13 protein-coding genes are annotated in these 9105 nt (G+C 62.9%); 8 read left to right on the plus strand and 5 right to left on the minus strand.

All coding sequences use genetic code 11. The features are described from left to right. Positions 1 to 37: 37 nt before the first annotated feature. Complete coding sequence (gene paaX, locus AC07PE_RS06510; protein ID WP_498762581.1) at positions 38 to 964, plus strand: phenylacetic acid degradation operon negative regulatory protein PaaX; 927 nt, start codon at positions 38 to 40, stop codon at positions 962 to 964. Here paaX and AC07PE_RS06515 read toward each other — a convergent pair. Both AC07PE_RS06515 and AC07PE_RS06520 read right to left on the minus strand, forming a co-directional pair. Beyond that, a complete protein-coding gene (locus tag AC07PE_RS06515; RefSeq protein WP_498762582.1) occupies positions 937 to 1134 on the minus strand; it encodes a glycine zipper domain-containing protein in 198 nt (65 codons plus the stop codon). The two genes, paaX and AC07PE_RS06515, sit on opposite strands and share 28 nt — an antisense overlap. Before the next feature lie 25 nt (positions 1135 to 1159). Continuing rightward, complete coding sequence (locus AC07PE_RS06520; RefSeq protein WP_498762583.1) at positions 1160 to 1411, minus strand: DUF2442 domain-containing protein; 252 nt, start codon at positions 1409 to 1411, stop codon at positions 1160 to 1162. A gap of 262 nt (positions 1412 to 1673) precedes the next feature. Between AC07PE_RS06520 and AC07PE_RS06525 the strand changes: the two genes are divergently transcribed. Then, positions 1674 to 2807 (plus strand): M14 family metallopeptidase, encoded by a 1134-nt coding sequence (locus tag AC07PE_RS06525; protein ID WP_498762584.1) that lies wholly within the window; start codon positions 1674 to 1676, stop codon positions 2805 to 2807. A 75-nt stretch (positions 2808 to 2882) separates the two neighbouring features. Continuing rightward, positions 2883 to 3692 (plus strand): hypothetical protein, encoded by an 810-nt coding sequence (locus tag AC07PE_RS06530; protein WP_498762585.1) that lies wholly within the window; start codon positions 2883 to 2885, stop codon positions 3690 to 3692. Between the two features lie 18 nt (positions 3693 to 3710). Here the strand turns inward: AC07PE_RS06530 and nfsB are convergent, their stop codons facing one another. Together nfsB and pmbA are read right to left on the minus strand one after the other, a co-directional pair. Then, positions 3711 to 4364, minus strand: coding sequence for an oxygen-insensitive NAD(P)H nitroreductase (nfsB, locus tag AC07PE_RS06535; RefSeq protein ID WP_498762586.1), 654 nt, complete (start codon positions 4362 to 4364; stop codon positions 3711 to 3713). A gap of 52 nt (positions 4365 to 4416) precedes the next feature. Continuing rightward, positions 4417 to 5769 carry a metalloprotease PmbA gene (gene pmbA / locus AC07PE_RS06540; RefSeq protein ID WP_498762587.1) on the minus strand — a complete coding sequence of 451 codons (1353 nt, stop codon included), beginning with the start codon at positions 5767 to 5769 and terminating at the stop codon, positions 4417 to 4419. 93 nt (positions 5770 to 5862) lie between these two features. On the opposite strand from pmbA, the gene yjgA reads away from it, so the two are divergent. The 5 genes from yjgA to AC07PE_RS06565 all read left to right on the plus strand — a co-directional run bounded on the left by yjgA (position 5863) and on the right by AC07PE_RS06565 (position 8384). Beyond that, entirely contained in the window at positions 5863 to 6468 is a 606-nt protein-coding gene (yjgA, locus tag AC07PE_RS06545) for a ribosome biogenesis factor YjgA (protein ID WP_498762588.1), read from the plus strand. Next, complete coding sequence (gene mog / locus AC07PE_RS06550; RefSeq protein WP_498762589.1) at positions 6452 to 7051, plus strand: molybdopterin adenylyltransferase; 600 nt, start codon at positions 6452 to 6454, stop codon at positions 7049 to 7051. Before yjgA ends, mog begins: the two co-directional genes overlap by 17 nt. Before the next feature lie 17 nt (positions 7052 to 7068). Next, positions 7069 to 7737, plus strand: coding sequence for an alpha/beta hydrolase (locus tag AC07PE_RS06555; protein WP_498762590.1), 669 nt, complete (start codon positions 7069 to 7071; stop codon positions 7735 to 7737). A 5-nt stretch (positions 7738 to 7742) separates the two neighbouring features. After that, positions 7743 to 7940, plus strand: a complete 198-nt coding sequence (locus AC07PE_RS06560; RefSeq protein ID WP_498762591.1) for a hypothetical protein — start codon at positions 7743 to 7745, stop codon at positions 7938 to 7940. A 255-nt stretch (positions 7941 to 8195) separates the two neighbouring features. Further along, on the plus strand, positions 8196 to 8384 hold the full coding sequence (locus AC07PE_RS06565; RefSeq protein ID WP_498762592.1) for a hypothetical protein: 189 nt from the start codon (positions 8196 to 8198) through the stop codon (positions 8382 to 8384). A gap of 61 nt (positions 8385 to 8445) precedes the next feature. Here the strand turns inward: AC07PE_RS06565 and AC07PE_RS06570 are convergent, their stop codons facing one another. After that, the gene (locus AC07PE_RS06570; protein ID WP_498762593.1) at positions 8446 to 9000 is read right to left on the minus strand and encodes a carboxymuconolactone decarboxylase family protein; all 555 of its coding nucleotides are present in this window, start codon (positions 8998 to 9000) and stop codon (positions 8446 to 8448) included. Positions 9001 to 9105: the final 105 nt, after the last annotated feature.

Raw genomic sequence — 9105 nt, forward strand, 5'->3', positions numbered from 1 at the left:
TCTGTCGAATGCGACGTGATTACGGTAAAGTAACTATATGAAAATGCTCACCAGCAACGACTGGATCAGCCAGTTCCTCGCCACCGATCCGCCGCGCTCGAAATCGCTGGTGATGACCATCTTCGGCGACGCCATCGCCCCGCACGGCGCGCGCCTGTGGCTGGGCAGCCTGATCGAACTAGTGGCGCCGATGGGCGTCACCGACCGCCTGGTGCGCACCAGCGTGTTCCGCCTGGCGCAGGAAGGCTGGCTGGTCGCCAGCCGCGAAGGACGGCGCAGCAGCTATGCCCTGCTCCCAGAAGCGCGTCCGCGTTTCGAGCGCGCGAACCACCGCATCTACGCGCCGCCCGGCCTGGACTGGGACGGCCGCTGGACCGTCGTGATGGCGCCCAACGGCAGCATCGATGCGCCTCTGCGCGCGGCCGTGCGCAAGGAGCTCGAGTGGGAAGGCTATGCGATGCTGGCGCCCGGCCTGCTGACCCATCCGGCGGCCGATGCCCCGACCCTGGCCGACATCCTCGAGCGTGTGAAAGGCACCGGCAAGATCTTCGTCTGCAGCGCCGCCGAGCTGCCGGGATCCGGTTCCCGTCCGCTGGGCGAGCTGGTGCGCGAGGCTTGGGACCTGAGCGCCGTGGTGGCCGACTACCGCCGCTTCATCGCCGAGTTCACGCCGCTGCTGGCCACCTTGCGCGAGGAGCCGCAGCTGTCGAACCGGGACGCCTTCGTGGTGCGCAGCCTCCTGATCCACGCCTACCGCCGCGTCCAGCTGCACGATCCGATGCTGCCGCTGGAGCTGCTGCCGCAACCCTGGCCGGGCTCGGAAGCGTATGCGCTGGCGCAGGCGATCTACCGCCTGACCTGGGAAAAGGCCGAGCAGCACCTGATGGATGTGCTGAGACGCGAGGATGTGGAGGCGCCCGAGGCGGACGGCGCCTTCTATGAACGATTCGGCGGCCTCGGTTGATCGGACGATGGCGTGAGCAGCTCGTCTTTGCCGGCCTTCTTTGCCGCCGAGCGCCTTAGCTGCCGTAGGGAAAGGCCGAACGCTACCCCGAGACAAATGCCGACCGAAGGATTCAAATAGACCGCGCCGAACAGCGTTCCTAAGGCGATTCCCAATGCCAACTCGTTCATGCGATCTCCCTTCTGTTCGAGCCGGCTAGCTCGGGCGGCCATGTTTGACGGCAGGATTACGGATGCTGTCGATCCCCAGCTCCAGATCCAGCCCCGGCCAGTACAGGCAGGTATCCCCAAAGCATTCGACCCGGCACAGCTGCGCCACGGTGGCGTGCTCGAACCAGGGGAACATAGCGAACGGCAGATACAGCTCTTCACGACGGCAGCGCAGCCAGAAGCCTTGCCTGTCGATGCTGGTAATTTCGGCGCGTGCCACGCGGATTTCGTTTTTCATTCTTCTTTTCCTCCCAAACAAGCACGTTAGCAAAAGCCCGAAGGCCCGCATTTGAGCGGCAACAGATGAGCAGATTTGCGCACCGATTCGTGGTGTGGGTATGATGTGTCTCTTACCACTCAATAACAGGACCTCGTCAAACCGTAGCGAGCGGCCGCAGTTTCGGCCGAGAAGCGCAGCCGTACTGACGGTACGGCGAGCATCGCAGGCCGAAAATGCAACGCGCAGCAGGTTTGACGAGGTCCCATCTACAGGACGCACAATGTCTATCAAGATCAGCAGCCAGTTCGACGCTGGCGCCATCGATATCGTCAGCGCCACGAGCGCCGGCGCCATCGACCTGAACATCCGCAAGGATTCGCACGCCGACATCATCCAGTGGTTCTACTTCCGCCTGCAGGGCGCGCAAGCCCAGCCCTGCACCATCCGCCTGCTCAATGCCGGCCAGTCGGCCTACCCGAAGGGCTGGGAAGACTACAACGCGATGGCGAGCTACGACCGCGTCAACTGGTTCCGCGTGCCGACCAGCTTCGACGGCCAGGTGCTGACCATCGAGCACACCCCGGCCATGGACAGCGTCTATTACGCCTACTTCGAGCCGTACTCGTGGGAGCGCCACCTGGAGCTGCTGGACCGCGCTCAGCTGTCCGAGCACGTGCGCATGGTCGACCTGGGTTCGACCGTCGACGGCCGCGACCTGAACATGCTGATCGTCGGTGAACCTTCGCCTGAAAAGAAAAAGGTGTGGGTGATCGCACGCCAGCACCCGGGCGAGACCATGGCCGAATGGTTCGTCGAAGGCATGCTGGACGCCCTGCTCGACCCGGCCCATCCCTTCGGGCGTCAGCTGCTGAAAGAATCGGTGTTCTACGTGGTGCCGAACATGAACCCGGACGGCTCGGTGCGCGGTAACCTGCGTACCAACGCCGCCGGCGCCAACCTGAACCGCGAATGGCTGAACCCGACCATGGAGCGCAGCCCGGAAGTGTTCCTGGTGAAGCAGAAGATGCATGAAACCGGCGTCGACATGTGCCTGGACGTGCATGGCGACGAAGGCCTGCCCTATGTGTTCGTGGCTGGCAGCGAATCCCTGCCGAACTTTACCGCCGAACAGGCCGCGGCGCAGAAAGCCTTCTCGGACGCCTTCATGATCGCCAGCCCGGACTTCCAGGACGTGCACGGCTACGGTGAAACGCCCTACAGCGAAGAAACGCTGACCATGGGCTCGCCGCACATCACGCACGCCTTCGGCTGCCTGTCGCTGACCCTGGAACTGCCGTTCAAGGACAACGCCAACGATCCGGATCCGCTGGTCGGCTGGGACGGCGCGCGCAGCGCCCGACTCGGCGCCGCCGTGCTGCAGCCGGTGCTGCAGGCCGTTCGCGCGATCAAGTAAGCATCCACCCAGCTGGGAACCGGTCTGCGCTGCCCATGTCCAAAGCATGAGTAGCAGTCAGAAGCGGGGAACGGTATGGGTATCGTATATCGGCCAGGTGAAAATCCGGAACCGGGAGCGCCGTCTCCCGCCGGACTGGCGCTGGGCGACTCCTGGTTCTGGCACGCCGAGCAGACCTTGCTGCAGGCGCTGGTCGAGCATCCGCGGGTGGCGCCCGAGCATGCGTCCATCCGCCTGCTCGGCTTCAACGGCGCCCGCCTGAACCAGTACATCGGCGACGGCCCCTATGCCGGCGTGGTCCACATGGAGCTGGCGCCGAACTTTCATTTCACCGAGTTCTATCTGGGCGGCTTCGCCAACGATGCGCTCGAGCACAGGCTGGCCCTGCGCGACGACTGCACCTCCGCGCCCGACCCGGCAGCCTGCTTTTCGGCCGCGCGCCTCGACCTGATGCTCTACCACATCAGCGAAGGCTTGAACGGCATCATCCGCGCCATCCGCTGGGCCTACCGCAAGACGCCCTGGCAGCAGCCGATCTTCCTGAACGGCTACGACTACCCGGTGCCCGACGGCCGCGGTTTCGTCGACAGCCATGGCGGCTGGATCACGACGGTGATGGACGACGCCAACGTCAATCCCGACCCGGCCTTCCGCACCCAGGTCATGAAGCACATGATCGACGCCGTCAACGACGAGGTGCTGGCCGAATTCCACTCGCCCCTCGAGCACGTGTTCCACGTCGACAGCCGCGGCGTGCTGGAGACCGCTGCACCGCAATACCTGGAAGACTGGGAAAACGAGGGTTACCCGACCCGCGAGGGCTTCGCGAAGATCCTCGAGCGGGCATGGTTTTCCATGCTCGCTCCCTTCAATATCATTAAATGAGCGTGAACCCCGAGGATTTTACAGGAAGGTGAAGACCTGTTCTTCGGCCAGGCGCGACTTCGGCAGGCCGGCATTGAAGTCGGTCTCGGCGTGGTAGCCGAAGCTCAGCATGACCAGGCTGGTCAGGCCGCGCTCGTGCAGGCCGAACTCGGCGTCCAGCACGGGCACGTCGATGCCTTCCATGGGCGTCGTGTCGATGCCCAGCTTGGCCGCGCCCAGCATGGCGGTGCCGAGGGCGATATAGACCTGCTTTTCCAGCCACTGCGGCAGGTCTTTCTGGGTGTAGCGGTGCAGGTTGACGTAGCCCAGGCGGCCCTTGGCCTGGCCGGCCTTCGCTGCCTCGTCCTTGAAGCGGCCGTCGCGCTGTTCCTGCTCCAGGATATTGTCCAGGTGCTGCTGGTCGGCGTCGGCGCGCACGCAGAACAGGATCACGTGCGAAGCGTTGGTGATCTTCGCTTCGTTGTACGAGAAACCGCCCTGCGCACCCTTGGCCATGCGGGCCTTGGCTTCCGGGGTGCTGGCGACGATGAAGTGCCAGGGCTGGGAGTTGACCGAAGACGGGCTGTTGCGCAGCAGGCCATAGATCTGCTGCATCAGCTCGTCAGGGACGCGGCGCGAAGCGTCGTAGGCCTTGGTGGTGTGGCGTTTGGTGGCGGCGGCGAGAATGTCCATGCGGTTCCTTTCATGTGCGATACATATCCGCACATTATTGCAGGAACCGGATTCAGCTGCCGGCGATGACCATTTTCTCGATCAGGATCGACCCGGTCGACTTGTTGCCGCGCGTCAGCACGTCACTGCCGATGCCGACGATGGACTGGAACATGTCCTTCATGTTGCCGGCGATGGTGATCTCTTCGACCGGGTATTGAATGACGCCGTTCTCGACCCAGTAGCCGGAAGCGCCGCGCGAATAGTCGCCGGTGACGTAGTTGGTGCCCTGCCCCATCAGTTCCGTGACCAGCAGGCCGGTGCCCATCTTGCGCAGCATGCCTTCGAAGTCGTCCGCAATTTTCGTTTCCTTCGAGGTCATGGACAGGTTGTGCGAACCGCCGGCATTGCCGGTGGTCTGCATGCCCAGCTTGCGCGCCGTGTACGAGGACAGGAAATAGCCCTGCAGCACGCCATCGCTGACGACCTTGCGGGTCTGGGTGCGCACGCCTTCTTCGTCGAAGGGCGAGGAGCCGACCGCGCCGACGATGTGCGGGTCTTCCACGATATTGATGTGCGAGGGGAAAATGGATTGGCCCAGCGAGTCCAGCAGGAAACTCGATTTACGGTAGAGGGCGCCGCCCGAAGTTGCCTGCACGAAGGAACCGACCAGGCCGGCGGCCAGCGGGGCTTCGAACAGTACCGGGCAGGTGCGGGTGTCGAGCTTGCGCGCGTTCAGGCGGGCCAGCGCGCGCTCGGCGGCATAGCGGCCGACTTTTTCGGGGTCGGCCAGCTTTTTCGGGTCGCGCGCCGAGCTGTACCAGTCGTCACGCTGCATCTTGTTGCCCTTGCCGGCGATCGGCGCCACCGACAGCGTGTGGCGCGAGAACGGGTAGCCGGCGCAGAAACCGAGGCTGTTGGCGGCCACGAAATGCGATTGCTGGACGTAGACGCTGGCGCCTTCGCTGTTGGTGATGCGCTTGTCGACGCCGAAGGCGGCCGCTTCGCAGCGCTGGGCCAGCTGCACCGCGCCCTCGGCATCGATGTCCCATGGGTAGCATAGGCGCAGGTCGCGCGGGTTCATTTCCAGCAGATCGGCGTCCGGCAGGCCGGCGGCCGGGTCTTCGGCGGTGAAGCGGGCGATGTTGTAGGCCGCTTCGACGGTGGCGCGCAGCGAGGCGCTGGAGAAATCGGAGGTGTTGGCATGGCCGCGGCGCTGGCCGCAGTAGACGGTCACGCCGATGCCCTTGTCCTTGTTCTGCTCGATGGTTTCGACCTGGCCCTTGCGCACCGTCACCGCCAGCCCGCTACCCTCGCTGATCTCGACCGATGCATCGCTGGCGCCGGTTTCCTTTGCAATCGCCAGCACGTCCTGCGCGAGCTGCTTGAGCTGATCCTGGGTATGGGTGAAGACGGAGTCGTTCATGTGCGTTTTTCGTAGCGAGCCCTAAAACAGTTATCATAGCAGCCGTTTACTGTTTTTACCGTCCAGACGTGCGTCTGACGAATCTAGATCATCATGCCAAATGCAAACCGCGGCGCTGTCGGCTTCCGCTCCGACGAGTTCGAACCGGAATACGACCGCCCTTCCAAGTCCGAACTGAAACGGCAGAGTAACGAGTTGCAAAAGCTCGGCGAACAACTCATCGATGCGCCGCGCGACCGCGTCAAGCGCGTGCCGATGCCGGACGAGGTCAAGGATGCGATCCTGATGGCCCAGACCATCACCAACCACGAAGGCCGCCGCCGCCAGCTGCAGTACGTGGGCAAGATGATGCGCACCCTCGACGAAGAGGAAGTCGCCGTCATCCAGCGCACCATCGAGAGCTGGAAAGGCGCCTCGAAGGCCGAAACCGCTTCGCTGCACGCGCTGGAGCGCCGCCGCGACAAGCTGCTGGCCGACGACAAGGCTCTCACCCAGCTGCTGGAAGAACATCCGCAGCTGGACGTTCAGCACCTGCGTACCCTGATCCGCAACGCCCGCAAGGAACAGGCCGAGAACAAGCCGCCGAAGGCCTACCGCGAGATCTTCCAGATCCTGAAGGACCTGGCCAAGCCGGCCAAAGCGGCCGCGCCTTCCGACGAAGACGAAGGCGAGGAAGCCGACGATGAGTCTGGAGAATAAGGTACAGGAGCTGGTCGTCGGCCTGGTCTCGGTCTCGGACCGCGCCAGCGGCGGCATCTACGAGGACAAGGGCATCCCGGCCCTGCAGGAATGGCTGGGCAAAGCCCTGACCACGCCCTTCCGCGTCGAGACCCGCCTGATCCCCGACGACCGCGACGAGATCGAGAGCACGCTGATCGAGCTGGTCGACGAAACCCGCTGCCACCTGGTGCTGACCACCGGCGGCACCGGCCCGGCGCGGCGCGACGTCACGCCCGAGGCGACGCTGGCCATCGGCACGAAAGAGATGCCGGGCTTCGGCGAGCAGATGCGCCAGGTCAGCCTGCACTTCGTGCCGACCGCGATCCTATCGCGCCAGGTGGCCGTGATCCGCGAGACGCCGGACCATGCTGCCCTGGTCCTGAACCTGCCGGGCCAGCCGAAATCGATCAAGGAAACCCTCGAGGGCCTGAAGGATGCGGACGGCAAGACCATCGTCAACGGCATCTTCGCCGCCGTCCCCTACTGCATCGACCTAATCGGCGGCCCGTTCAGCGACACCAACCCGGACGTCTGCGCCGCCTGGCGTCCCAAGAAAAAATAAGCCCCAAGGACAAGCGCATGAGCGAGCTGCTCGAACACGTCACGATCGACACCAGCGACCACCCGGAAATCTCCGTCATCTGGCTGCACGGCCTGGGCGCCGACGGCAACGACTTCGTGCCCATCGTGCGCGAACTGGACCTGGCCGGCCTGCCGGGCATCCGCTTCATCTTCCCGCATGCGCGCACGATCCCGGTCACCATCAACGGCGGCTACGTGATGCGCGCCTGGTACGACATCACCGGCGCCGAGCTGACGCGCCGCGAAGACGAAGCCGGCCTGCGCGCCTCGCAGCTGGAAGTCGAAGCCTTCATCGCCCGCGAAAAGGCACGCGGCATTCCGGCCTCGCGCATCGTGCTGGCCGGCTTCTCGCAGGGCTGCGCGATGACCATCCAGGCCGGCTTGCGCCACCCTGAATCGCTGGCCGGCATGCTCTGCCTGTCGGGCTACGTGCCGCTGTCCGCCAAGCTGGCCACGGAACGTACCCAGGAAAGCCTGCAGACGCCGATCTTCATGGCCCACGGCCGCCACGACAACGTGGTGCCCTTCAGCCGCGCCGAGCAATCGCGCGACCTGCTGGTGTCGCTGGGTTACCAGGTCGAGTGGCATGAGTACACCATGCAGCACTCGGTGTGCCTGGAAGAGGTGCAGCACATGTCTGCATTCTTCAAACGTATTTTAGGGTAAGTGCGATGGCAAAGAAGGAAGAACTCGACGAAGAGACGATGGCGCTGATTAACTGGTGCATCGAAGTCGAAAAACACCTGGTGGCCGGCGGCGCCACCCAGAAGCAGGCGCAGGAACACATCGAAGAGAACGTCGAGTGGTTCACCGACATGTTCTACGATGAGTTCACGCCGGAGCAGGCGGCCAAGGAAGCGCTGGCCTGAGCGTATCGAGCTTTTGTCGTCGTGCACCTGCAAACACAATTTGGGCAAAAGTTAAAATAATTATATCTTTGTGTTAATATCATTTCTGTTTTAATCAATAGGAGTTTTCGCATGGAATGGCGAGGAATTACATCTGCCTGATTTGGCAGATGTTCAGACCAAGTAACCCGATTTACCGGGGCTATCTCAAAAATATCGTTCATGACGATAGGTCTGCGCTCGATCCATTAACCCTGTTTTCATGCGGAGACATCTATGAAAATTAAGATTTGCGTTACCAATCCTGACGCACCACGCTATTTCGAAGAGTTTGCGACTCTGGATACGACGGAAATTCTCGTTTCTGAATTTGCGTACACTGTTCGTGAAATGTATGAGAGGCGTTATCCTGCTCATCTGATCGATATCGTAAACATTCACGAGGTTGATCGCGGGCACTACTGATAAAAAAGCCGAGCATAGCTCGGCTTTTTTTATCCTCCGAAACCACTACATACCCCAGCAGCTACTCCGGCAGCGGATCAGCGGACGATGCCGGCGCCTCGGTCTGCGCCGTGTTCATCACCATCGCCAGGAAGGTGTAGTAGCCGTTCACCCCCATCAAGTCGACCACGCCCTGCTCGCCGAACAGCGCCAGCGCATCGTTGTAGACTCGGTCGGAGACCCGTTTGTCGCGGTGCAGCTCGAGACAAAAATCGTAGACCACGGATTCGTCGACCAGCATTGCGGCCGGGCGCTGGCGCCGCGCGATGGCGCCGATCACGTCCGCGGTGATGCCGACCTGCTGCGCGATCGGGGCGTGGATCGCCCACTCGACCTGCTGGTCCCATTCGCGCGCAGTGACCAGGATGGCCAGCTCGGATAGTCTGACGCCGATCGCGCTGCGGTAGCGCAGGTATTCGCCGAGGCGCTGCGCATAGCCCATCAGCTCAGGGCTGCGCAGCAGCGGCACGAAGGGGCCGTACAGGGCGCCGCGCGGGCCGCTGACGATCTCCTGGGCCGCCTCGCGCTGGGCGGCGGTCCATTCGGTTTCGGGAATCGGGCGTAGGCGGTCGGTCATGGCTGTTCAAATAATGTCCAGGAAGAAAATATTCGCACGGCTCCCATTAAAAATCAAAAGAATCCTGGCGCTAAGCGTTTATTGTCAATCGTCAACTTTTTGAAG

This window comes from Telluria sp. GW821-FHT07G12 (assembly GCF_059418525.1).

Coding starts and splice junctions, on each gene's coding strand:
- paaX (WP_498762581.1), top strand. CDS start 38: ATGAAAATGCTCACCAGCAACGACTGGATCAGCCAGTTCCTCGCCACC.
- AC07PE_RS06515 (WP_498762582.1), bottom strand. CDS start 1,134: ATGAACGAGTTGGCATTGGGAATCGCCTTAGGAACGCTGTTCGGCGCG.
- AC07PE_RS06520 (WP_498762583.1), bottom strand. CDS start 1,411: ATGAAAAACGAAATCCGCGTGGCACGCGCCGAAATTACCAGCATCGAC.
- AC07PE_RS06525 (WP_498762584.1), top strand. CDS start 1,674: ATGTCTATCAAGATCAGCAGCCAGTTCGACGCTGGCGCCATCGATATC.
- AC07PE_RS06530 (WP_498762585.1), top strand. CDS start 2,883: ATGGGTATCGTATATCGGCCAGGTGAAAATCCGGAACCGGGAGCGCCG.
- nfsB (WP_498762586.1), bottom strand. CDS start 4,364: ATGGACATTCTCGCCGCCGCCACCAAACGCCACACCACCAAGGCCTAC.
- pmbA (WP_498762587.1), bottom strand. CDS start 5,769: ATGAACGACTCCGTCTTCACCCATACCCAGGATCAGCTCAAGCAGCTC.
- yjgA (WP_498762588.1), top strand. CDS start 5,863: ATGCCAAATGCAAACCGCGGCGCTGTCGGCTTCCGCTCCGACGAGTTC.
- mog (WP_498762589.1), top strand. CDS start 6,452: ATGAGTCTGGAGAATAAGGTACAGGAGCTGGTCGTCGGCCTGGTCTCG.
- AC07PE_RS06555 (WP_498762590.1), top strand. CDS start 7,069: ATGAGCGAGCTGCTCGAACACGTCACGATCGACACCAGCGACCACCCG.
- AC07PE_RS06560 (WP_498762591.1), top strand. CDS start 7,743: ATGGCAAAGAAGGAAGAACTCGACGAAGAGACGATGGCGCTGATTAAC.
- AC07PE_RS06565 (WP_498762592.1), top strand. CDS start 8,196: ATGAAAATTAAGATTTGCGTTACCAATCCTGACGCACCACGCTATTTC.
- AC07PE_RS06570 (WP_498762593.1), bottom strand. CDS start 9,000: ATGACCGACCGCCTACGCCCGATTCCCGAAACCGAATGGACCGCCGCC.